The organism is Pseudomonas sp. SDO55104_S430, from assembly GCF_054070595.1.
Genome location: NZ_JBSVXG010000059.1, coordinates 1 through 22,152, shown reverse-complemented (window position 1 = coordinate 22,152; position 22,152 = coordinate 1). Strand labels below are relative to the sequence as shown.

Sequence of the window (22,152 nt, the reverse complement as noted above, 5' to 3'; positions counted from 1 at the left end):
GGCAAACCTGAAATGACCCACATCACCGGCACCCTGTACATCATTTCCGCCCCTTCGGGCGCGGGCAAAAGCAGCCTGGTCAAGGCGCTGACCGACGCCGTCCCGGAAATCCGCGTCTCGATCTCCCACACCACCCGCGCCATGCGCCCAGGTGAAGTGAACGGCGTGAACTATCACTTCGTCGACCGCAGCGAATTCGTGAAGATGATCGAGCACGGCGACTTCCTCGAGCGCGCCGAAGTTTTCGGCAATCTCTACGGCACCTCGCAGAGCCACCTGCAGCAGACCCTGGACGAAGGCCACGACCTGATTCTGGAAATCGACTGGCAGGGCGCCGAGCAAGTGCGCAAGCTGATGCCGCAGGCCCGTTCGATCTTCATTCTGCCGCCGTCGTTACAGGCCCTGCACCAGCGCCTGACCAACCGCGGTCAGGACAGCGACGAGATCATCGACGGGCGGATGCGCGAAGCGGTCAGCGAAATGAGCCACTACGTCGACTATGACTACCTGATCATCAACGACGATTTCGCCCACGCCCTGCACGATCTGAAGGCGATTTTCCGTGCCAATCAGCTGCAGCAGAAGCGTCAGCAACAGCGTCACGGCAAATTGCTGGCTGAATTGTTGGACTGATCCGCTCTTCCCAAAACCGCTGCGAGGGCTTTACATTGGCACTTGCAGCGCGTTGAAGGGCTTGATCAAAAAATCAGCGCTTCCCTAATCGCTGGTGATTTTTTAAACTGTCGAGTCCGCTCGCCCATCCGGGCAGCGCGCATATTGCATTTGCTACGAGGAAGACCATGGCCCGCGTAACCGTTGAAGACTGCCTAGAACACGTGGATAACCGCTTTGAGCTGGTCATGCTCTCTACCAAGCGTGCCCGTCAACTGGCCACCGGCGGCAAAGAGCCGAAAGTGGCATGGGAAAACGACAAGCCTACCGTTGTAGCCCTGCGTGAAATCGCTGAAGGCCTGATCGACTACGCCGCTATCGCTGAAGCTGAAATCGTTGAAGACGAACCGCTTTTCGCTGCGTTCGAGGACGAGTCCAACGAGGCCGTTTAAGCCTATGCCTGGTCGACGTAGCACGGCGCGGGATAACAGCTTACGGCGGGAGACATCATGCCGAGCATAGACGCCCTCGCCGATCGCTTATCGACCTACCTCGGCAAAGACCAGGTCAACCTGGTCCGCCGAGCGTATTTCTACGCCGAACAAGCCCATGACGGTCAACGCCGTCGCAGCGGCGAGGCGTACGTCACGCACCCACTCGCGGTTGCGAACATTCTTGCCGACATGCATATGGACCATCAGAGCCTGATGGCAGCCATGCTGCATGACGTGATCGAAGACACCGGTATCGCCAAGGAAGCGCTGCAAGCGCAGTTCGGCGAAACCGTGGCCGAACTGGTCGACGGGGTCAGCAAACTGACCCAGATGAACTTCGAGACCAAGGCCGAAGCACAAGCCGAAAACTTCCAGAAAATGGCCATGGCCATGGCGCGCGACATTCGCGTGATCCTGGTCAAGCTGGCCGACCGTCTGCACAACATGCGCACGCTGGAAGTGCTGTCCGGCGAAAAACGCCGGCGCATCGCCAAGGAAACCCTGGAAATCTATGCTCCTATTGCCAACCGGCTGGGCATGCACGCCATCCGCATAGAATTCGAAGACCTTGGCTTCAAGGCCATGCACCCGATGCGTTCCGCACGGATCTACCAGGCCGTCAAACGCGCCCGGGGCAACCGCAAGGAAATCGTCAACAAGATCGAGGAATCCCTCAGCCACTGCCTGGCCGTCGACGGCATCCAGGGCGAGGTCAGCGGTCGCCAGAAACACCTCTACGGCATCTACAAGAAAATGCGCGGCAAGCGTCGGGCCTTCAACGAGATCATGGACGTCTACGCGTTCCGGATCATCGTCGACAAGGTCGATACCTGCTACCGCGTGCTGGGCGCCGTACATAATTTGTACAAACCGTTGCCGGGTCGCTTCAAGGATTACATCGCGATTCCCAAGGCCAACGGCTATCAGTCGCTGCACACCACACTTTTCGGCATGCACGGGGTTCCGATCGAGATCCAGATCCGCACCCGTGAAATGGAAGAGATGGCCAACAACGGCATTGCCGCCCACTGGCTGTACAAATCCAGCGGCGACGAGCAGCCAAAAGGCACTCACGCCCGCGCCCGCCAATGGGTCAAGGGCGTGCTGGAAATGCAGCAACGCGCCGGCAACTCGCTGGAATTCATCGAAAGCGTGAAGATCGACCTGTTCCCGGACGAGGTCTACGTGTTCACGCCCAAAGGCCGGATCATGGAGCTGCCCAAAGGCTCCACGGCGGTCGACTTCGCTTACGCGGTGCACACCGACGTGGGCAACAGCTGCATCGCCTGCCGGATCAACCGCCGTCTCGCGCCGCTGTCCGAACCGCTGCAAAGCGGCTCCACGGTCGAGATCGTCAGCGCTCCGGGCGCGCGCCCGAATCCGGCGTGGCTCAACTTTGTGGTCACCGGCAAGGCGCGTACGCACATCCGCCATGCGCTGAAACTGCAACGCCGCTCCGAATCCGTCAGCCTCGGCGAGCGCCTGCTGAACAAAGTCCTTAACGGCTTCGACAGCTCGCTGGAGAAAATCCCGGCCGAGCGCATCAAGGCCATCCTCGCCGAGTATCGCCTCGAACTGGCCGAAGATCTGCTCGAAGACATCGGCCTGGGCAATCGCATGGCCTATGTGGTGGCGCGCCGGCTGCTCGGCGAAGGCGAACAGCTGCCGAGTCCGGAAGGTCCGCTGGCGATTCGCGGAACCGAAGGCCTGGTGCTCAGTTACGCCAAGTGCTGCACGCCGATCCCCGGCGACCCGATTGTCGGCCACCTGTCCGCGGGCAAAGGCATGGTTGTTCACCTGGACAACTGCCGCAACATCAGCGAAATCCGCCACAACCCGGAAAAATGCATCCAGCTCTCGTGGGCCAAGGATGTCACCGGCGAATTCAATGTCGAACTGCGCGTCGAGCTGGAACACCAGCGCGGCCTGATCGCCCTGCTTGCCAGCAGCGTCAACGCGGCGGACGGCAACATCGAGAAAATCAGCATGGACGAGCGCGATGGCCGCATCAGCGTCGTCCAACTGGTGGTCAGCGTCCACGACCGTGTGCACCTGGCCCGCGTGATCAAGAAACTGCGCGCCCTGACCGGGGTGATCCGCATCACCCGCATGCGCGCGTAATCCATTCATCAAGGAGTCATTCATGACCAAGACTGTTATCACCAGCGACAAAGCCCCGGCCGCCATCGGTACTTACTCCCAGGCGATCAAGGCTGGCAACACCGTTTACATGTCCGGTCAGATTCCTCTGGACCCAAAGACCATGGAACTGGTTGAAGGCTTCGAAGCCCAGACCGTCCAGGTTTTCGAGAACCTCAAGGCTGTAGCCGAAGCCGCCGGCGGTTCGTTCAAGGACATCGTCAAGCTGAACATTTTCCTCACCGACCTGAGCCACTTCGCCAAGGTCAACGAGATCATGGGCAAGTACTTCGAACAGCCTTACCCAGCCCGCGCCGCCATCGGCGTAGCAGCCCTGCCAAAGGGTTCGCAGGTTGAAATGGATGCCATCCTGGTCATCGAGTAATGTGTCCGGCGCAGCCCTCTGGCTGCGCCACCGCACTGCTGTAAGTAATGCTTGAAAGGATTCCACCATGCGCAAAGCGCTTGTTCTCCCGCTGCTCGCCCTGCTCCTGGGCGGTTGTGCCAGCGACCCTGCCGATCGTGATATCAGCGGCACCTGGATCAATCAGGTGGCGATCGATGCAGCCTCCAAAGGCGTTCCCCTGCGCGAAGCGCTCCAGGCCTATGGCCCGAACCTGGAATGGGACGTCAACACCAAGGCCGGTCAGGCCCGTTATACCAATGGTTTTGAAAATGTCGACGGCAAGCTGTCGGGCGATGAGTCCGGCGCCTGGAAAATCGACTTTTATGGCAGTTCCGGCAGCGAACTGAAGCGCGACGGCAAACAACTGAGCCAGGCCGCGACTGAAAACGAACCTGCCCAGGTCTTCGATCGCGCGCTGATTCCGGTGCCGGATGGCGCACCGATCGGTGCCAGTTTTGAACGTGCGTTGTACTCGGCCTATATGGGCGGCAGCTGGAAAGTTGTCAGTGGTCCCGGCGAAGGCAGCACCGTGCAATTTCAGGCCGATGGCCAGGTGATCGGCCTGCAGGGCGCAGATCGCTACGCGTTGTGCCTGGCTGGCGATTGCGCCTCGATGAGTGGCGGCAACGACAATATGTGGCTGCAACTCAATGGCCAGGGCAATCCGTGGATCTTTGCCCGCAAAGGCAAGGAACTGGAAATCTTCCAGGCTGTGAACACTGCATTGGCGGATGAAATGCCGCAGTTCACGCCGGGTGATCGTAAGTGGTTGCTGGAAAAACAGTAATTCACACTTAAACAATGTGGGAGCGGCTTGCTCGCGAATGCGGCGTGTCAGACAACATCAATGTCGACTGACACTCCCTCTTCGCGAGCAAGTCGAATCGTCGCACCGCCGCTCCCACATTTGTTTTGTGGCGCTGGAGATTCAGCAGCGCCCTTCGAGAATCGCCGCATACCCCTCGCGGAAACTTGGATACCTAGGCTCCCAACCCAACGCCTTCGCCCGGGCATTGCTGCAACGCTTGCTGCCGGTGCGACGCACGCTGGCGTCATCCGCCCACTCCGTCACACCCATGTACTCACGCAACCAGCCCACCACATCCGCCAGCGCTGCCGGCGCGTCGTCGACACCGATATAGACATCATCCAGCGCCACGCCCCGGCGATCCGCTTCCAGCAGGCACGCCAGCAAGCCCGCCGCGTCATCGGCGTGAATCCGGTTGGCATACAGCGGCGGATCGACCGCCACGCGATAACCCCGGCGGACCTGGGTCAGCAGCCACTCACGCCCCGGACCGTATATGCCGGTCAAACGCACGATGCTGGCCGGGATGCCGCTATCCAGCGCAATCTGCTCGGCTTCGAGCATCACCTGCCCGGAATAACCTGACGCCACCGTCGGCGATGTCTCGTCGACCCACTCGCCCTGCTGCTGGCCGTAAACACTGCTGCTGGAAACGAACAGCAGGCGACTGGGTACCTGCCCGTAGTCGTCCAGCCACTCCAGCACGTGCCGCAAACCCTCGACATAGGCCGCGCGGTAACCGGCCTCGTCGTGATCGGTGGCCGCCGCGCAGTACACCAGGTAATCCACCGCGCCGATCGGCCAGGTCGCCGGGCATTCCTTGTTGAACAGGTCGCCGGCTACGCCGATCACCCCATCGGGCAAGCGCGAAACATCGCGCCGCAGGCCGTGAACCTCCCAGCCCCCGGCCAGCAATTGAGTGGCCAGTCGACTACCGACATCACCGCAACCGGCGATCAAAACAGAAGGCGCGGACATCAGAAAACTCCCTATGGAAACGCACAGACTAGCGCTGGCAATGGACGAGCGGCCAGCAATGCAGGAAAAAAAGATACTCTATTACTTTTGTTAACAAGAATTACTTGCAATAATACGCGCCACTTTTGCTCTCGGCCTTACGAGGACTGGAAGAGCATCATCGTTTTTCTTTTCTCAGGTCCGGCCAGCATGACACGCACCCAAACCCTCGCTTCGCCAACCAAACGACCTCGCGCCTGGAGCGCTGTGGCCGCCCTGCTTCTCAGCCTGATGCTGGCACCGGTTGCCGCTTTCGCTGACGCACAAGCGCCGGCCACTCCGGCCGCCACCGCCGCGGCGCCGGCTGACCACGCCGCACCTGCTGCTCCCGCCGCGACCGATCCTGCACAGGCAGTACCTGCGCCAGAAGCCCTCGGAGAAGACGTTCCTGAAGTCCTCGAAGCCGACAACACCCTGGGCATGGCCCATGACCTGTCGCCGTGGGGCATGTACCAGAACGCCGACGTCGTCGTGAAGACCGTGATGATCGGCCTGGCCATCGCCTCGATCATCACCTGGACCATCTGGATCGCCAAGGGCCTTGAGCTGATGGGCGCCAAGCGTCGTCTGCGCACCGAGATCGTCCACCTGAAAAAGGCCGCGACCCTCAAGGAAGCCAGCGCCAGCGCCACCAAGCCAGGCACCCTGGCCAACCTGCTGGTGCACGACGCCCTGGAAGAAATGCACCTGTCGGCCAGCGCCCGTGAAAAAGAAGGCATCAAGGAGCGCGTCAGCTTCCGTCTGGAACGCCTGGTTGCGGCCGCCGGTCGCAGCATGAGCAGCGGCACCGGCGTGCTCGCCACCATCGGTTCCACCGCGCCGTTCGTCGGTCTGTTCGGTACCGTCTGGGGCATCATGAACAGCTTCATCGGCATCGCCAAAACCCAGACCACCAACCTCGCTGTCGTAGCGCCCGGTATCGCTGAAGCGCTGCTGGCAACGGCCCTGGGCCTGGTGGCGGCGATTCCTGCGGTGGTCATCTACAACGTGTTCGCCCGCTCCATCACCGGTTACAAGGCTCAAGTGGCCGACGCATCGGCAGAAGTCCTGCTGCTGGTCAGCCGTGACCTCGACCACCAGCCTGAGCGCAGCTCGCAACCGCACATGGTGAAAGTGGGGTAATCGGCCATGGGCCTGCATTTGAAAGAAGGGGCAGACGACGATCTGTCCGAAAACCACGAAATCAACGTCACGCCGTTCATCGACGTCATGTTGGTGTTGCTGATCATCTTCATGGTGGCCGCCCCGCTGGCCACCGTGGACATCAAGGTCGACCTGCCGGCGTCCACCGCCAAACCGGCGCCGCGGCCGGAGAAACCGGTGTTCCTCAGCGTCAAGGCTGACCAGCGCCTGTACCTGGGCGATGACGAAGTGAAGGCCGAAGCACTCGGCGCCACACTCGACGCCAAGACCCAGGGCAAGAAAGACACGACGATCTTCTTCCAGGCCGACAAAGGCGTGGATTACGGCGACCTGATGAGCGTGATGGACAACCTGCGCTCGGCCGGTTACCTGAAGGTCGGTTTGGTTGGCCTCGAGTCGGCAGTCAAGAAATGATCACGACGCGCCATAAGCTGACGCGTTACAGCGGTAGCCTGGCCATTGTGCTGGGTGTTCACGCGCTGGCCATTGCGCTGGCCGTGAACTGGACCGCCCGTCCGCCCATCGAATTGCCACCCCAGGCAATGATGGTCGAGCTGGCACCGGTTCCAGCCCCGCCACCGCCTGCACCGCCGAAGGTCGTCACCCCGCCGCAGCCTCCGGCTCCGGTTGAAGAACTGCCGATTCCGAAGCTCGCTGAAGCGCCGAAGGCCGAGATTGCCGTGCCCAAGCCGGTCAAGCCAAAGCCCAAGCCGCAACCGCCCAAGCCTGTGGAGAAGAAGCCGGAGCCGCCGAAGGAAAAGCCTTCGGAAGCCAAACCGAGCGAAGCCCCACCGACACCCGCACCGACCGAGAAATCCGCTCAGCCGGTACCGGGTCCGTCAGCGGCTCAAGTGGCGGCGAAAGCCAGCTGGGAAGGTACGCTGCTCGCGCATTTGGCCAAGTACAAAAAGTACCCGGCCAGTGCTCAAGCCCGCGGCAAGCAAGGCACCAACCGCCTGCGCTTCGTGGTGGATGCCCAGGGCAACGTCCTGTCGTATGAATTGGTAGGGCCTTCCGGTACCGCCGATCTGGACCGGGCCACCCTGGAAATGATCCGCCGCGCCCAGCCGCTGCCGAAACCACCGGCTGACATGCTCACCAACGGCTCCATCGAAATCGTTGCGCCGTTTGTTTACTCGCTGGAAAACCGCCGGCGATAAGCAGACCCCTTGTGGGAGCGAGCCTGCTCGCGATGAGGCCGTCACATTCGACCTCATCGTTGACTGGAAAACCGCTATCGCGAGCAGGCTCGCTCCCACAATGGGGTATTGGTCATTCCGAAAGGCACCGAAAGGTGCCTTTTGCGTATCTGCCAGCGGCAAACACGCATTGCCCGGTGTCGCCCGACACACGCTCTCTGATAACGTGCGTCTATCGATTGCAGCCGGTATGCTTGGCCCGCATCTTCATGGACGCTTGCTATGACTCTCACAGAATTACGCTACATCGTTACCCTCGCCCAAGAGCAGCACTTCGGCCACGCGGCCGAGCGTTGCCACGTCAGTCAGCCGACCTTGTCGGTGGGCGTGAAAAAGCTTGAAGACGAACTCGGTGTGCTGATTTTCGAGCGCAGCAAAAGCGCCGTGCGCCTGACCCCGGTCGGCGAAGGCATCGTGGCCCAGGCACAAAAGGTGCTGGAGCAGGCCCAGGGCATCCGCGAACTGGCTCAGGCCGGCAAGAACCAGCTGACCGCCCCGCTGAAAGTCGGCGCGATCTACACCGTCGGCCCTTATCTGTTTCCCCATCTGATTCCACAACTGCACCGGGTCGCCCCGCAGATGCCGTTGTACATCGAAGAAAACTTCACCCACGTGCTGCGCGACAAGCTGCGCAACGGTGAACTCGACGCGATCATCATCGCCCTGCCGTTCAACGAAGCCGACGTGCTGACCCTGCAGCTCTACGACGAGCCGTTCTACGTCCTGATGCCCGCCCAGCACCCATGGACGCAAAAGGAAACGATCGACGCTAATCTGCTCAATGACAAGAGCCTGCTGCTGCTCGGTGAAGGCCACTGCTTCCGCGATCAAGTGCTGGAAGCCTGCCCGACCCTGACCAAGGGTAACGACGGCGCCAAGCACACCACGGTGGAATCCAGCTCCCTGGAAACCATTCGCCACATGGTCGCGTCCGGCCTGGGTATTTCGATCCTGCCGTTGTCGGCGGTGGACAGTCATCACTATGCCCCTGGCGTGATCGAAGTCCGACCGCTTACACCGCCAACGCCATATCGCACGGTCGCGATCGCCTGGCGCGCCAGCTTCCCACGACCCAAAGCCATTGAAATTCTCGCGGACTCCATTCGCCTGTGCTCGGTGGCCAAGCCATCCGCGCAGGTGGTGGCGGGCTAAGCAAGCGTCATGACCGAGTTGTCGCAAGTGTCGGTGACGGCACTCAAGGGTGTCGGCGAAGCCATGGCCGAGAAACTGGCCAAAGTCGGCCTGGAAAACCTCCAGGACGTGCTGTTCCACTTGCCGCTGCGCTATCAGGATCGCACCCGCGTGGTACCGATCGGCGCGCTGCGTCCAGGGCAGGATGCGGTGATCGAAGGCACTGTCAGTGGTGCCGACGTGGTGATGGGCCGTCGTCGCAGCCTCGTCGTGCGCCTGCAGGATGGCACCGGCGGGCTGAGCCTGCGCTTTTACCATTTCAGTAACGCGCAAAAGGAAGGCCTCAAGCGCGGTACGCGGGTACGCTGTTATGGCGAAGCACGACCAGGCGCCTCGGGACTCGAGATCTACCACCCGGAATACCGCGCCATCACCGGTGACGAGCCTCCGCCGGTAGATGAAACCCTGACCCCGGTTTATCCACTCACCGAGGGCCTGACCCAGCAACGTCTGCGTCAACTGTGCATGCAGACCCTGACCATGCTCGGCCCCACCAGTCTGCCCGATTGGCTGCCGACCGAACTGGCACGGGATTATCAATTGGCGCCCCTGGCCGATGCGATTCGTTACCTGCATCACCCGCCGGCCGACGCCGATGTCGACGAACTGGCGCTCGGTCATCACTGGGCCCAGCACCGCCTGGCCTTCGAAGAATTGCTGACTCACCAGCTTTCCCAACAGCGCCTGCGCGAAAGCATGCGTTCGCTACGCGCACCGGCCATGCCCAAGGCCAAGCAGTTGCCGGCCTGGTACCTGGCCAATCTGGGTTTCAACCCCACTGGCGCTCAGCAAAGGGTCGGCAACGAAATCGCTTACGACCTGAGCCAGCACGAACCCATGCTGCGGCTGATTCAGGGTGACGTTGGCGCGGGCAAGACCGTGGTCGCCGCCCTGGCCGCTCTGCAGGCTCTGGAAGCTGGCTATCAAGTGGCGCTGATGGCGCCCACCGAGATTCTCGCCGAACAGCATTTCATCACCTTCAAGCGCTGGCTCGAACCGCTGGGCATTGAAGTGGCGTGGCTGGCCGGCAAGCTCAAGGGCAAGAACCGCGCGGCCGCACTGGAACAGATCGCCGGTGGCACACCGATGGTGGTGGGCACCCACGCGCTGTTTCAGGACGAGGTGCAATTCAAGAACCTGGCGCTGGTGATCATCGACGAGCAGCACCGCTTCGGTGTGCAGCAGCGGCTCGCCTTGCGCCAGAAAGGTGTCGGCGGACGCATGTGCCCGCACCAGCTGATCATGACCGCCACGCCGATCCCGCGCACCCTGGCCATGAGCGCCTACGCCGACCTCGACACCTCGATCCTCGACGAACTGCCCCCTGGCCGGACGCCGGTCAACACCGTGTTGATCACCGACACCCGTCGCGTAGAAGTCATCGAGCGGGTGCGCAGCGCCTGTGCCGAAGGGCGTCAGGCCTACTGGGTGTGCACGCTGATCGAAGAATCGGAAGAGCTGACCTGCCAGGCCGCCGAAACCACTTATGAAGATCTGACCGCCGCCTTGGGTGAGTTGAAGGTCGGCTTGATCCACGGCCGCATGAAGCCTGCTGAAAAAGCCGCGGTCATGGCCGAATTCAAGGCCGGCAACCTGCAGTTGTTGGTGGCGACCACCGTGATCGAGGTCGGCGTGGACGTTCCCAACGCCAGCCTGATGATCATCGAAAACCCGGAACGCCTGGGCCTGGCGCAACTGCACCAGTTGCGCGGTCGAGTCGGACGGGGCAGCGCGGCCAGCCATTGCGTGCTGCTCTATCATCCGCCGCTGTCACAGATCGGCCGTCAGCGTCTGGGTATCATGCGCGAAACAAACGACGGTTTTGTCATCGCCGAAAAAGACCTCGAGCTGCGCGGCCCCGGCGAAATGCTCGGCACGCGGCAGACCGGTCTGCTTCAATTCAAGGTCGCCGACCTGATGCGCGACGCCGACCTGCTGCCCGCGGTACGCGACGCCGCTCAAGCCTTGCTCGAACGCTGGCCGGAGCACGTGAGCCCATTACTCGACCGCTGGCTGCGCCACGGACAGCAATATGGACAAGTGTGAGCACCGTCTCAGTTTCTGGAGGATGGGCATGAGCAAGCTGGTTATACTCCTGCCATTGTTTAAGTACGGATACAGACCATGACCGAAGCAGCCCTTGCACCCGCTACTCCGCACACTCCGTCGGTCATTCGGATGCTGCTGGAAAAGTTGGGCATTGCCTATGAAGAAGTGCTCGACCATCACGGATTGAATCCGGCGCGCAAGGTCCAGGCCGTACTGCTCGATGACGCTGTCGGCTCGCTGATGGTGCTGTTCCCGCAGAGCCAGTTGCTCGACCTCAATCGCCTCACCGAACTCACCGGCCGCCGCCTGACGGCGGTGTCGACCGAGCGCCTGGTCAAGATGCTCGGCAAGCACAACCTCAGCCTGCTGCCGGGTCTGCCGGCCCTCACCAGCTCCCCGTGCCTGTATGACGAAAGCCTGCTGCGCGAGCCGAAGGTGCTGGTCAATTCGGGAGAGCCTGAAGTGCTGCTGGAAATCTCCAGCGAAGCCTTCAAGTCCATGCTCAGCAAAGCCAGCGCGGCCAACTTCGGCGAGCCGCTGAGCAGCATTCGTCCGAACCTCGATCGTCCCGATGACGACCGCGAGGAAATCACCCAGGCGGTCCAGGCGTTCACCGCACGGCGCATTCAGCAGCGCCTGGAAGCGACTATCGAAATTCCGCCGCTGGCCGAAACCGCTCAAAAAATCATCAAGCTGCGCGTCGACCCCAACGCCACCATCGACGACATCACCGGTGTAGTCGAAACCGACCCGGCCCTGGCCGCGCAGGTGGTGAGCTGGGCAGCGTCGCCGTATTACGCCTCGCCAGGCAAGATCCGTTCGGTGGAAGATGCCATCGTGCGGGTGCTGGGTTTCGACCTGGTGATCAACCTGGCGCTGGGCCTGGCCCTGGGCAAAACCCTGAGCCTGCCCAAGGATCGTCCGCAACACAGCACGCCGTATTGGCAGCAATCGATCTACACCGCCGCCGTTATCGAAGGCCTGACTCGCGCCATGCCGCGCGCCCAGCGCCCGGAAGCCGGTCTGACCTATCTGGCGGGCCTGCTGCACAACTTCGGGTACCTGCTGCTGGCTCACGTGTTCCCGCCACATTTCTCGCTGATCTGCCGTCATCTGGAGGTCAACCCACACCTGTGCCACAGCTACATCGAGCAGCATCTGCTGGGTATCAGCCGTGAGCAGATCGGTTCGTGGCTGATGCGTTTCTGGGACATGCCCGAGGAGCTGGCCACTGCGCTGCGCTTCCAGCACGATCCGAACTACGACGGCGCGTTCGCCGAGTACCCGAACCTGGTGTGCCTGTCGGTGCGCCTGCTGCGCAGCCACGGTATCGGCTCGGGCCCGGATGAGGACATTCCCGATGCCTTGCTGGAACGCCTGGGCTTGAGCCGCGAAAAGGCCAACGACGTGGTCAGCAAGGTGCTTGAGGCCGAGGTGTTGTTGCGCGAACTGGCGTCGCAGTTTTCCCAGAGCTAAAAGCAATCGCGAGCAGGCTCGCTCCCACAAGGAACACCTGAATCCTGTGGGAGCGAGCCTGCTCGCGATGAGTTCACCCCGGTCGCCCTGACCGCCTCAAGCCTTCGGCTTGGCCTTCTTCGGCTTCAAATACTTGGTCAACCCCTGGAACCAGATCACCAGTGCCGGGTTGCCCTTGATCTGAATCGACTTGTCCTGAATCCCCGTCATGAACGCCAGTTGCTTGTTCTTCGCCTGCATCGTGGCAAAGCCATACCCCGCGTCCTTGAAGGCAATGGCAAAGGCAGGCTCGGCATACACCCCGGCCTTGCTGGTGATGCGCTGATCCTTCACCCGGAAATGCCGCGCCACCTTGCCGTCCAGCGTCTGCAATTGAAACACCAACTCCTTGTCACCCAACTGCTGCTGGAATGCCGGATTGGTCCGGCTGGCCTTGCCCATCAACAAACCCAGCATCCACAGCAGAAAACGAAATTTCATGCGCAAGCCTCAAGAGAAAAATGAACGGCCGGCGCAGTGTAACGACTTGGCACGCTAATGCCACTATCGAGTTGAGTTAGAAGAAGATGGACTACTTTTTGACGCTGATGACTACCAAGTCACAGTCGTAGCGACCTTCTTTACGACGGGTTCATGTTGTCCAGCACCCGATTGATCGCCAGTTCTCCCAGCATGATCACCTGCTGCAAGGCCAGCATCGTGTTGCGATTGCAACCTTCCAGGGAGCTGGCGAATTCACTCGCCATCACACTGGCCGACGCCAGCGACTCACAGGCGTGGGCCAGCAGGGTTTCGTTGTCGACGTCGGGCGCCACCACAAAAATGGCGCCCAGGGACTGGGCCCCGGCCCTGCGCGGCGTGGTCGGTTTCAGGTAGAAATCCAGCGCACGATCGACCGCCGGATGGAGTTTTCTGGAGGGGGTGGAGAGGTAGGCCGGTGTGCTGTCGGTTTCTGATCCATCAGGTGAGTCGTTGACATCAAGCATGGTGTTTCTCCTTGTCATGTTTGGAGTCACCACGCTACGCCCCGCGCTTCCGACGGCCAACCTTAAAAAGGTGTGGGATGCTTCCTCGATTTTCGGATGGTTTTACTCATCGCTTCACGTGAATTTCCACAGATTCAACATGATTCCTGTAGGAGCGAGCTTGCTCGCGATGCACTCGATAACGCCGCGGGGTGTCAGCTGCCCAACGTCAGCGTTGACGTCCATCGCGTTCAAGCTCGCTCCTACAGGTTTTTCGATCACTCTCAGCTGACACGGGCCTTGCGTACGCCGTCGGCCAGTGCCGAGCACAGGCTCAGAACACCATCGACCGCCTGGTCCGGCGTCTGCGCATTGGCGATCTGATCGATCAGCGCCGAACCCACCACCACACCGTCGGCCAGACGCGCGATGTTCGCCGCTTGCTCCGGTGTACGGATGCCGAAACCGATGCTGATTGGCAGATCGGTATGGCGACGCAGACGAGCCACCGCCTCTTCGACGTGTTCCAGGGTCGCCGCGCCGGCACCGGTCACACCGGCCACGGACACGTAATACACAAACCCGGAGCTGCCGTTCAGAACGGTAGGCAGACGCGCGTCGTCGGTGGTCGGCGTGGTCAGGCGGATGAAGTCGATGCCAGCAGCCTGGGCCGGGTCGCACAGCTCGCCGTTATGTTCAGGCGGCATGTCGACCACGATCAGGCCATCGACGCCGGCTTCCTTGGCTTCGGCGATGAAGCGCGGTACGCCGTACTTGTGGATCGGGTTGAAGTAACCCATCAGCACCAGCGGGGTTTCGTTGTTGTCCTTGCGGAACTCGCGAACCATTTCCAGGGTTTTCGCCAGATTCTGCTTGGCACCCAGGGCACGGATGTTGGCCAGCTGGATCGCCGGACCATCAGCCATCGGATCGGTAAAGGGCATGCCCAGCTCGATCACGTCGGCACCGGCGGCTGGCAAGCCTTTGAGGATTGCCAGGGAAGTGTCGTAGCCGGGGTCGCCAGCGGTAACGAAGGTCACCAGGGCAGCGCGGTTTTGCTCTTTCAGCTCGGCAAAGCGGGTTTGCAGGCGGCTCATTAGTGTTTCTCCTGCGAAGACTGTTCCATATGGTGCATCACGGTCTGCATGTCTTTGTCGCCACGGCCCGACAGGTTGACCACCATCAGGTGATCCTTCGGCAGGTTCGGTGCGCGCTTGAACACTTCGGCCAGGGCGTGGGCGCTTTCCAGCGCGGGAATGATCCCTTCCAGGCGGCAGCACTGGTGGAAGGCAGCCAGGGCTTCGTCGTCGGTCACCGAGGTGTACTGAACGCGGCCGATGTCATGCAACCAGGCGTGTTCCGGGCCGATGCCCGGGTAGTCCAGGCCAGCGGAGATCGAGTGGGCGTCGATGATCTGGCCATCGTCGTCCTGCAGCAGGAAGGTGCGGTTGCCGTGCAGCACGCCCGGTACGCCGCCGTTGAGGCTGGCCGCGTGCTTACCGGTCTCGATGCCGTAACCGGCCGCTTCAACGCCGATGATCTCCACACTCTTGTCGTCGAGGAACGGATGGAACAGGCCCATGGCGTTGGAACCGCCGCCGATGCACGCCACCAGGCTGTCCGGCAGACGGCCTTCCTGGGCTTGCAGCTGGTCGCGGGTTTCCTTGCCGATGACGGCCTGGAAGTCGCGGACCATTGCGGGATAAGGGTGCGGACCGGCCACGGTGCCGATCAGGTAGAAGGTGCTGTCGACGTTGGTCACCCAGTCACGCAGGGCTTCGTTCATCGCATCCTTCAGGGTGCCGGTGCCGGCCACGACCGGGATCACTTCGGCGCCCAAAAGCTTCATGCGGAACACGTTGGCCTGCTGGCGCTCGATGTCAGTGGTGCCCATGTAGATCACGCAGTCCAGGCCAAAACGTGCGGCCACGGTGGCAGTGGCCACGCCGTGCATGCCGGCGCCGGTCTCGGCGATGATGCGCTTCTTGCCCATACGCCGCGCCAGCAGGATCTGGCCGATGCAGTTGTTGATCTTGTGCGCGCCGGTGTGGTTCAGCTCTTCACGCTTGAGGTAGATCTTCGCGCCGCCGCAGTGCTCGGTCAGGCGTTCGGCGAAATAGAGCGGGCTCGGACGTCCGACGTAGTCGCGCTGGAAGTAGGCCAATTCTTCCTTGAATGCAGGATCTTCCTTGGCCGCTTCATATTCGCGAGCCAGGTCGAGGATCAACGGCATCAGGGTTTCAGCGACGTAACGGCCGCCGAACGCGCCGAACAGGCCGTTGGCATCAGGGCCGTTGCGCAGATTAGTCTGGGTCATGGGGCGCTCCAGTTGAATGCGTGAGATGACAATGGGGTCCACTCTACCCCTGACACCGCCGACTGAAAACCGATAAGATCGCCGCAACCTGTCAGGAAAACTCACAGATCCCATGAGCCAGGAACTACCACCGCTGAACGCCCTGCGCGCCTTCGAAGCCACTGCCCGCCTGAACAGCGTCAGTCAAGCCGCCGAACAGCTGCACGTCACCCACGGTGCCGTCAGCCGGCAACTGAAGGTGCTGGAAGAACACCTCGGGGTGAGCCTGTTCACCAAGGAAGGTCGCGGCCTCAAACTCACAGATGCGGGCCTGCGCCTGCGCGACGCCAGCGGTGAAGCATTCGAGCGCCTGCGCACTGTATGTGCGGAAATTTCCCGGACCACGGCCGATGCGCCGTTCGTGCTGGGTTGCTCGGGAAGCCTGCTGGCGCGCTGGTTCATCCCGCGTCTGGGGCGGCTGAATGCCGACCTGCCGGATCTGCGCCTGCACCTGTCCGCCGGAGAAGGCGATCTAGACCCCCGCCGTCCGGATCTGGACGCCTTGCTGCTGTTCGCCGAGCCGCCGTGGCCCGCGGACATGCAGGTGTTCGAACTGACCAGCGAGCGGATCGGCCCGGTGATGAGCCCGCGGTTCGCAGGCTACGACAGACTCAAGACTGCGCTGCCCACCGCGCTGCTCGGCGAGTCATTGCTGCACACCACGTCGCGCCCGCAGGCCTGGCCGAGCTGGGCGCAGCAAAGCGACCTCGACGCCAAGGCGTTGAAGTACGGTCAAGGTTTCGAGCATTTGTATTACTTGCTGGAAGCGGCCGTGGCCGGGCTTGGAGTGGCAATCGCCCCAGAGCCGCTGGTGACCGAGGATTTGAAGGCCGGACGCTTGGTAGCGCCCTGGGGTTTCAGCGAAACCCCGGCGCAACTGGCCCTGTGGCTGCCCAAGCGCGCCGCGGATGGGCGCGCCCGGCAACTGGCGCAGTGGCTCAAAAACGAGCTGCGCCAGACGGATTAATTACCGCGTCTGCACATCAGGTAAGCGGCCAACAGGCCCAGCGCGCCAACGGCGACACCCGCTGTCGTCCAAGGGTGTTCCTGGGCGTAGTCACGGGTGGCGATCCCGGTTTCCCGGGTCTTCACTTTGACTTCTTCATAAGCGTCCGAAAGCAGGTGACGCGAGTGTTTCAGCGCGTTCTCGGCGTTGCCTTTGAGTACCTTGAGGGTTCTGCGCGACTCGTCCGAGGCGTCGTCCTTCAGGCTTTCCAGGGATTTGAGCAGACTCTCGATCTCCGCTTCCATGCTTTGCAATGAGGCTTTGCGTAACGAGCTGTTGGCCATGGTGGCTCTCCTGCATTGTTGATGAGTGGCGTGTGTTGGTTGGGACTTCGGGTGCTCGAGAAAGTGCAGTAAATGTGAACTTCCTTGTGGGATTGACCGACAGAAGTAAGTCAGAAAATCACTGCTAGGCTGTATGCACACCCAAGGAGAACGCCATGACTGACCATCACACTTACAAGAAAGTCGAACTGGTTGGCTCGTCCACCAGCAGCATTGAAGACGCGATCCACAGCGCGTTGGCAGAGGCCAATAAAAGCATCAAGTACATGGAATGGTTTGAAGTAGTAGATACCCGTGGGCACATCAAGGACGGCAAGGTGGCGCACTTTCAGGTGACCCTCAAGGTCGGGTTCCGGATCGCCAGCAGCTGATTGGCTTTTCGACTTCCGGACTTGCGCGCTGGCCGAGTGCCATAGGGAATGGCAAGACGCTACATGATTGAATCCGGCCAATGGCCGGATGCCTCCTTTTGATCCGACCAGAGAATGCCACTGATGAAGAGATTTATTTTGGCGGTAGGTTTGTTAAGCCTGGCGGGTACAGCCTTCGCCGACGGCAAGTCCTGCGAAGAGCTCAAAGCCGAGATCGCCGCGAAGCTCGATGCCAAGGGCGTTTCCAGTTACTCGCTGGAAATCGTCGACAAAGGCGCGGGTGCCGGCGGGAAGGTCGTTGGGACCTGTGAGAAAGGGACCAAGGAAATCGTCTACAAACGCTAGATCCCCTCTTCTGTAGGAGCGAGCACGCTCGCGATGGACGTGAACGATGACGCTGGGAACCTGATGCCCCGCGGTGTTCTTGCGTTCATCGCGAGCGTGCTCGCTCCTACAGGGTTTCGGCGTCAGCCTTTCATGACCTGCGCCAGCAGTTCGTAGGAATGCAGCCGATCGGCGTGTTCATACAGGTCGCAGGTGAAGATCAGCTCATCGGCCTGGGTCTGTTCGATCAGCACTTCCAGCCGGGCGCGGATTTTCTGCGGGCTGCCGATCATCGCCAGCCCCAGGAAATCACTCACCGCCTCGCGCTCGTGCGGCAGCCACAGGCCGTCCATGGTTTTCACCGGCGGACGCTGCACCAGGCTCTGGCCGCGCATCAGGGCGAGGATGCGCTGGAACACTGAAGTCGCCAGATAGTCGGCCTGCTCATCGGTATCGGCCGCCACCAGCGGCACGCCGAGCATCACGTAAGGCTTGTCCAGCACCGCCGAAGGCTTGAAGTGATTGCGGTAGACGCGGATCGCCTCATGCATGAAACGCGGTGCGAAATGTGAGGCGAAGGCGTAGGGCAAACCGCGCTCGCCTGCCAACTGGGCGCTGAACAGACTGGAGCCGAGCAGCCAGATCGGCACGTTGGTGTTGGTGCCCGGCATCGCGATGACGCGCTGCTCCGGCGTACGCGGACCGAGATAACGAACCAGCTCCGCCACATCTTCCGGGAAATCGTCCGCGCTGCCCGAACGTTCGCGGCGCAACGCGCGGGCGGTCATCTGATCGGAACCCGGCGCACGACCCAGGCCGAGGTCGATACGCCCCGGATAAAGGCTTTCCAGAGTGCCGAACTGCTCGGCGATCACCAACGGCGCATGGTTGGGCAGCATCACCCCGCCCGATCCCACACGAATGGTCGAAGTGCCGCCAGCGAGATATCCCAACAACACCGAGGTCGCGGAACTGGCAATGCCATCCATGTTGTGGTGTTCGGCGACCCAGAACCGGTTGTAGCCGAATTTCTCGACATGCTGCGCCAGATCCAGCGAATTTCGCAGCGACTGCGCCGCGCTGCCGTTTTCCCGCACGGGTACCAGATCGAGGGTCGAGAACTTGATGTCGGACAGTCGTTTCATAAACCTGCTTCTCCAAGTGAGGTCGCAGGTTTTTTCTCGCGAACGAAAACCTGCCGAATCCAAAAGCGTGTTTCATGCAATGTGGGCATATACCCGAGTTTCAATAGCAAAGGGAAAATTTCCTACCAAATAAGTAGGTCAATCGGATCAAGTGAACTTTGCGCCACCGTCTATCCTCAGAATCCTTGCAAGCGAAACCACACAGGCGCGGCCCTTCGCGTCGGACTTTGAGGAGAAAGGCATGGCGATCATCAAGAAGGCATCGGCGCATTGGGCCGGTGATCTGAAAACCGGTATCGGCTCGATTTCCACCGAAACCGGCGTGCTCAGGGAAGCGCCCTACGGCTTCAAGGCACGATTCGAAGGCGGCAAGGGCACCAATCCGGAAGAACTGATCGGCGCGGCCCACGCCGGATGCTTTTCCATGGCCTTTTCCATGATTCTTGGCGAGGCAGGGCTCAAGGCCGAGAGCATCGACACCAATGCCGAAGTCACACTGGACCAGGTGGAAGGCGGCTTTGCGATTTCGGCGGTGAAACTGATCATGAAAGCGAAAATTCCGGGGGCGAGCCCGGCGCAATTCGACGAGCTGAGCAAGAAGGCCAAGGAAGGGTGCCCGGTGTCCAAGGTGCTGAATGCGAAGATCAGCCTTGAGGCCACGTTGGTGCAGTAGCAAAAACGAAAGATCGCAGCCTGCAGTGCAGCGCTGCGATTTTTTTGCGTTGGGGCAAAACAGGGGTGGCTAAACTGTGGTCGAATAAATGACAGCAGCCAAATCGCATGAACCGGCGTGCTGCCTCAACAGGAGCTGCAAACATGAAACGCTTTGCCTTGACGGTTATCTGCTGTGCACTGGCTACCCAGGCGCTGGCGGCACCTAAACCCTGTGAAGAACTCAAGGCCGAAATCGAAGCCAAGATCCAGGCCCGCGGGGTGACGTCCTACACCCTGGAAATCGTCCCCAACAGCGAAGTGCACGACCAGAACATGGTCGTGGGCTCGTGCGAAGGCGGGACGAAAAAGATCATCTACCAGAAAAACGACCGCTGAGTGCTTCAGGGCACGCAGTTCACCTGACGGTCCTCGGCGACGATTTCACGTTTGGCGTTATACAACCGGGCTTCGGGGGTGAACGCCATGGAGCGGGCTTGCAGCAGATAGCGCTGGCCGGCTTCGAAATGGTCGTACTTGATGATCATGTAGCACAGCCGTTCCGTTGAACCGCCGAACAGCTCGGAACCGCCGCTGGGCACTTCGAAATCGAAGCGCACGGTCAACTCGTGGCTCCCCGGGGTCACTTCGAAATATCGCCCGTCTTTCATTCGCTGATTGTCCAGGCGCTCGGCCATCAGCAACTTATCGTTGGGAAACGGCGTGGAAAAGTCGACCCACGCCTTTTGCGGATTGGCCGTCGGCATCGGCGCCGCACAGCCGGCAACCGCGACTGCAGTGAGCAACAGCATTAACCTGCGCATGATGAAAGTCCTGAACACTGTGTATTCAGAATAGCGCCGATCAGGTGCGTTGGCAGCCTGCCGGTGTGCCCTGGCCGATTACCTTTCGCTGCTCATCGTAGAGTTTGACCCAGGGCCGAAAGCCGATGTTTCCGGCCTGCAACTGATAACGCTCCCCAGCGCTGAATTCACTGAATTTCACGTTCATCTGGCAATCGCGCCACAGCGGCTCGGCGGTGGGACCAATATTGGTCGGCTGAACCGGAAACTGGTAACGAACCTTCAGCTCATGGCTGCCCGGCTCCACCTGGAAATAGCGTTTATCGGTGGCTGCCTTGTTATCGACCCCCAGCGCCAGCAGCGCCGTATCTTCCTGATGGGATTCCAGATCAATCCATGCCTGCGTCGGATCGTGATGAGGCAAGCCGAATCCGGCACAACCGGCCAGCGTCAGCAGGCCTCCCATCAGCATCAATTTGCGCATAGCAAAGCTCCAGTGAGGCGGGATAGTCTTGGGAGCAGACTCTCCAGGAATTTTTTATTTTGATGAGGCCGTGTCCAAGCCTTGGGTTACTTGATCGCGTTTTCCGCGTTTTGTTTCCGGGTGCGCTGCTTTTGTTACTCAACGGTTGTTCCACCGTCAGCTATTACAGCCAGTTGGCCAGTGGTCAGCTGCAATTGCTGCGGGCCAGGGAACCGGTTTCCGAGGTGATCGCCGACGACCATCGGGACGAGAAACTGCGCGCGCACCTGGCCCAATCCCAGAAGGCCCGGACCTTCGCCAGCCAGCAGCTGCATTTGCCGGACAACCAGAGCTACCGCCTGTACGCCGATATTGGCCGGCCCTATGTGGTCTGGAACGTGTTCGTCACCCCGGAATTTTCCCTGAAGCCGCAGAACCACTGCTTCCCCATCGCCGGCTGCGTGGCCTATCGCGGCTACTACAGCCAGAGCGCGGCACGCGGGGAAGCGGCGCTGCAACGGTTGCAGGGCATGGACGTGACGATCGGCGGCGTCGAGGCCTATTCGACCCTGGGCTGGTTCAACGATCCGATCATGAGTTCGATGATGAACTGGGGCGACGAACGCCTGGCGACGCTGATCTTTCACGAACTGGCGCATCAGCGGGTGTATGTGAAGGACGACACCGAGTTCAACGAGTCGTTTGCCACCTTCGTCGAACAGGAAGGTACTCGCCAATGGCGTGCCTTTCGCGGTCTGGCGCCGGACAGCGGCGATCAGCTCAAGCGGCGGGATCAGTTCACCCAACTGATACTCGATACCCGCGCCCGGCTGGAGCAGCTGTACACCCTGCCTTTGCCACCCGATCAGATGCGCCAGCGCAAGGCGGCGGAGTTCGAGCGCCTGCGTAGTGAGTATCGGCAATTGCGAGACAGCCAATGGGCCGGCGACAAACGTTACGACGCCTGGATCAATGCGCCGATGAACAATGCGCGGTTGCTGCCTTTTGGGCTGTATGACCAGTGGGTGCCGGCGTTTGCGGGGTTGTTCAGGCAGGTTGGGGGGGATTGGGTGGCGTTTTATGCCGAGGCGCAGAAGCTGGGGGCCATGCCGATTGAAGAGCGCAAGGTGGCGTTGAAGACTTTGGCGGGGGCGGAAATAGCTGGCGGCTGAAAGGGCCTCTTCGCGGGCAAGCCTTGCTCCTACAGAGACGACACCTTAACCCGGTAGGAGCGAGGCTTGCCCGCGAAG

General features: G+C 61.0%; 26 protein-coding genes. 17 read left to right on the top strand and 9 right to left on the bottom strand.

Annotated features, from left to right (window positions below):
* Positions 1-12 precede the first annotated feature (12 nt).
* The 5 genes from gmk to ACW9JE_RS13080 all read left to right on the top strand — a co-directional run bounded on the left by gmk (position 13) and on the right by ACW9JE_RS13080 (position 4,438).
* On the top strand, positions 13-633 hold the full coding sequence (gene gmk / locus ACW9JE_RS13100; protein WP_224539837.1) for a guanylate kinase: 621 nt from the start codon (positions 13-15) through the stop codon (positions 631-633).
* A 167-nt stretch (positions 634-800) separates the two neighbouring features.
* Complete coding sequence (gene rpoZ / locus ACW9JE_RS13095; RefSeq protein WP_007921129.1) at positions 801-1,064, top strand: DNA-directed RNA polymerase subunit omega; 264 nt, start codon at positions 801-803, stop codon at positions 1,062-1,064.
* Positions 1,065-1,121: 57 nt separating this feature from the next.
* Positions 1,122-3,227, top strand: coding sequence for a bifunctional GTP diphosphokinase/guanosine-3',5'-bis pyrophosphate 3'-pyrophosphohydrolase (spoT, locus tag ACW9JE_RS13090; protein ID WP_175375802.1), 2,106 nt, complete (start codon positions 1,122-1,124; stop codon positions 3,225-3,227).
* Positions 3,228-3,249: 22 nt separating this feature from the next.
* A complete protein-coding gene (locus tag ACW9JE_RS13085) occupies positions 3,250-3,630 on the top strand; it encodes a RidA family protein (protein WP_110965535.1) in 381 nt (126 codons plus the stop codon).
* Positions 3,631-3,697: 67 nt separating this feature from the next.
* A complete protein-coding gene (locus tag ACW9JE_RS13080) occupies positions 3,698-4,438 on the top strand; it encodes a hypothetical protein (protein WP_224539836.1) in 741 nt (246 codons plus the stop codon).
* A gap of 141 nt (positions 4,439-4,579) precedes the next feature.
* Here ACW9JE_RS13080 and ACW9JE_RS13075 read toward each other — a convergent pair whose 3' ends face one another.
* Positions 4,580-5,437: an SDR family oxidoreductase gene (locus ACW9JE_RS13075; protein ID WP_457432972.1), complete on the bottom strand. Its 858-nt coding sequence runs from the start codon at positions 5,435-5,437 to the stop codon at positions 4,580-4,582.
* 189 nt (positions 5,438-5,626) lie between these two features.
* On the opposite strand from ACW9JE_RS13075, the gene exbB reads away from it, so the two are divergent.
* The 6 genes from exbB (at position 5,627) to ACW9JE_RS13045 (ending at position 12,534) form a co-directional block, all read left to right on the top strand.
* A complete protein-coding gene (exbB, locus tag ACW9JE_RS13070; RefSeq protein ID WP_457432971.1) occupies positions 5,627-6,598 on the top strand; it encodes a tonB-system energizer ExbB in 972 nt (323 codons plus the stop codon).
* 6 nt (positions 6,599-6,604) lie between these two features.
* Positions 6,605-7,033 (top strand): TonB system transport protein ExbD, encoded by a 429-nt coding sequence (gene exbD, locus ACW9JE_RS13065; protein ID WP_175375798.1) that lies wholly within the window; start codon positions 6,605-6,607, stop codon positions 7,031-7,033.
* Positions 7,030-7,779, top strand: coding sequence for an energy transducer TonB family protein (locus ACW9JE_RS13060; RefSeq protein WP_175375797.1), 750 nt, complete (start codon positions 7,030-7,032; stop codon positions 7,777-7,779). The genes exbD and ACW9JE_RS13060 overlap by 4 nt, the downstream gene beginning before the upstream one ends.
* Before the next feature lie 261 nt (positions 7,780-8,040).
* Positions 8,041-8,970, top strand: a complete 930-nt coding sequence (locus ACW9JE_RS13055; RefSeq protein WP_224539832.1) for a hydrogen peroxide-inducible genes activator — start codon at positions 8,041-8,043, stop codon at positions 8,968-8,970.
* Positions 8,971-8,979: 9 nt separating this feature from the next.
* Complete coding sequence (recG, locus tag ACW9JE_RS13050; RefSeq protein ID WP_457432970.1) at positions 8,980-11,055, top strand: ATP-dependent DNA helicase RecG; 2,076 nt, start codon at positions 8,980-8,982, stop codon at positions 11,053-11,055.
* Between the two features lie 78 nt (positions 11,056-11,133).
* Complete coding sequence (locus tag ACW9JE_RS13045) at positions 11,134-12,534, top strand: aminoacyl-tRNA deacylase and HDOD domain-containing protein (RefSeq protein WP_224539828.1); 1,401 nt, start codon at positions 11,134-11,136, stop codon at positions 12,532-12,534.
* A 96-nt stretch (positions 12,535-12,630) separates the two neighbouring features.
* Here the strand turns inward: ACW9JE_RS13045 and ACW9JE_RS13040 are convergent, their stop codons facing one another.
* The 4 genes from ACW9JE_RS13040 to trpB form a co-directional block, all read right to left on the bottom strand.
* Positions 12,631-13,014: a helicase gene (locus ACW9JE_RS13040; RefSeq protein ID WP_322437281.1), complete on the bottom strand. Its 384-nt coding sequence runs from the start codon at positions 13,012-13,014 to the stop codon at positions 12,631-12,633.
* A gap of 140 nt (positions 13,015-13,154) precedes the next feature.
* Complete coding sequence (locus ACW9JE_RS13035) at positions 13,155-13,520, bottom strand: DUF6124 family protein (RefSeq protein ID WP_457432969.1); 366 nt, start codon at positions 13,518-13,520, stop codon at positions 13,155-13,157.
* A gap of 263 nt (positions 13,521-13,783) precedes the next feature.
* Positions 13,784-14,596: a tryptophan synthase subunit alpha gene (gene trpA, locus ACW9JE_RS13030; RefSeq protein WP_457432968.1), complete on the bottom strand. Its 813-nt coding sequence runs from the start codon at positions 14,594-14,596 to the stop codon at positions 13,784-13,786.
* A complete protein-coding gene (gene trpB, locus ACW9JE_RS13025) occupies positions 14,596-15,816 on the bottom strand; it encodes a tryptophan synthase subunit beta (RefSeq protein ID WP_457432967.1) in 1,221 nt (406 codons plus the stop codon). The genes trpA and trpB overlap by 1 nt, the downstream gene beginning before the upstream one ends.
* A 112-nt stretch (positions 15,817-15,928) precedes the next feature.
* Between trpB and ACW9JE_RS13020 the strand changes: the two genes are divergently transcribed.
* Positions 15,929-16,822: a LysR family transcriptional regulator gene (locus ACW9JE_RS13020; protein WP_457432966.1), complete on the top strand. Its 894-nt coding sequence runs from the start codon at positions 15,929-15,931 to the stop codon at positions 16,820-16,822.
* Here ACW9JE_RS13020 and ACW9JE_RS13015 read toward each other — a convergent pair.
* Positions 16,819-17,145: a DUF883 family protein gene (locus tag ACW9JE_RS13015; RefSeq protein WP_224539856.1), complete on the bottom strand. Its 327-nt coding sequence runs from the start codon at positions 17,143-17,145 to the stop codon at positions 16,819-16,821. The genes ACW9JE_RS13020 and ACW9JE_RS13015 overlap by 4 nt on opposite strands.
* A gap of 155 nt (positions 17,146-17,300) precedes the next feature.
* Between ACW9JE_RS13015 and ACW9JE_RS13010 the strand changes: the two genes are divergently transcribed.
* Positions 17,301-17,516, top strand: coding sequence for a dodecin (locus ACW9JE_RS13010; RefSeq protein WP_224539858.1), 216 nt, complete (start codon positions 17,301-17,303; stop codon positions 17,514-17,516).
* A gap of 123 nt (positions 17,517-17,639) precedes the next feature.
* Positions 17,640-17,861, top strand: coding sequence for a DUF1161 domain-containing protein (locus ACW9JE_RS13005; RefSeq protein WP_224539859.1), 222 nt, complete (start codon positions 17,640-17,642; stop codon positions 17,859-17,861).
* A gap of 122 nt (positions 17,862-17,983) precedes the next feature.
* Here the strand turns inward: ACW9JE_RS13005 and ACW9JE_RS13000 are convergent, their stop codons facing one another.
* The gene (locus ACW9JE_RS13000; protein WP_224539861.1) at positions 17,984-18,985 is read right to left on the bottom strand and encodes an LLM class flavin-dependent oxidoreductase; all 1,002 of its coding nucleotides are present in this window, start codon (positions 18,983-18,985) and stop codon (positions 17,984-17,986) included.
* A gap of 241 nt (positions 18,986-19,226) precedes the next feature.
* On the opposite strand from ACW9JE_RS13000, the gene ACW9JE_RS12995 reads away from it, so the two are divergent.
* Both ACW9JE_RS12995 and ACW9JE_RS12990 read left to right on the top strand, forming a co-directional pair.
* Complete coding sequence (locus tag ACW9JE_RS12995; protein ID WP_224539863.1) at positions 19,227-19,658, top strand: OsmC family protein; 432 nt, start codon at positions 19,227-19,229, stop codon at positions 19,656-19,658.
* A gap of 143 nt (positions 19,659-19,801) precedes the next feature.
* Positions 19,802-20,035: a DUF1161 domain-containing protein gene (locus ACW9JE_RS12990; RefSeq protein WP_175375782.1), complete on the top strand. Its 234-nt coding sequence runs from the start codon at positions 19,802-19,804 to the stop codon at positions 20,033-20,035.
* Between the two features lie 5 nt (positions 20,036-20,040).
* Here ACW9JE_RS12990 and ACW9JE_RS12985 read toward each other — a convergent pair whose 3' ends face one another.
* Both ACW9JE_RS12985 and ACW9JE_RS12980 read right to left on the bottom strand, forming a co-directional pair.
* Positions 20,041-20,460: a PA0061/PA0062 family lipoprotein gene (locus ACW9JE_RS12985; RefSeq protein WP_224539865.1), complete on the bottom strand. Its 420-nt coding sequence runs from the start codon at positions 20,458-20,460 to the stop codon at positions 20,041-20,043.
* Positions 20,461-20,500: 40 nt separating this feature from the next.
* Positions 20,501-20,923, bottom strand: coding sequence for a PA0061/PA0062 family lipoprotein (locus ACW9JE_RS12980; RefSeq protein ID WP_224539867.1), 423 nt, complete (start codon positions 20,921-20,923; stop codon positions 20,501-20,503).
* A 59-nt stretch (positions 20,924-20,982) separates the two neighbouring features.
* Here ACW9JE_RS12980 and ACW9JE_RS12975 point away from each other — a divergent pair, with 59 nt between their 5' ends.
* Positions 20,983-22,074 carry an aminopeptidase gene (locus ACW9JE_RS12975; protein ID WP_224539869.1) on the top strand — a complete coding sequence of 364 codons (1,092 nt, stop codon included), beginning with the start codon at positions 20,983-20,985 and terminating at the stop codon, positions 22,072-22,074.
* Positions 22,075-22,152 lie beyond the last annotated feature (78 nt).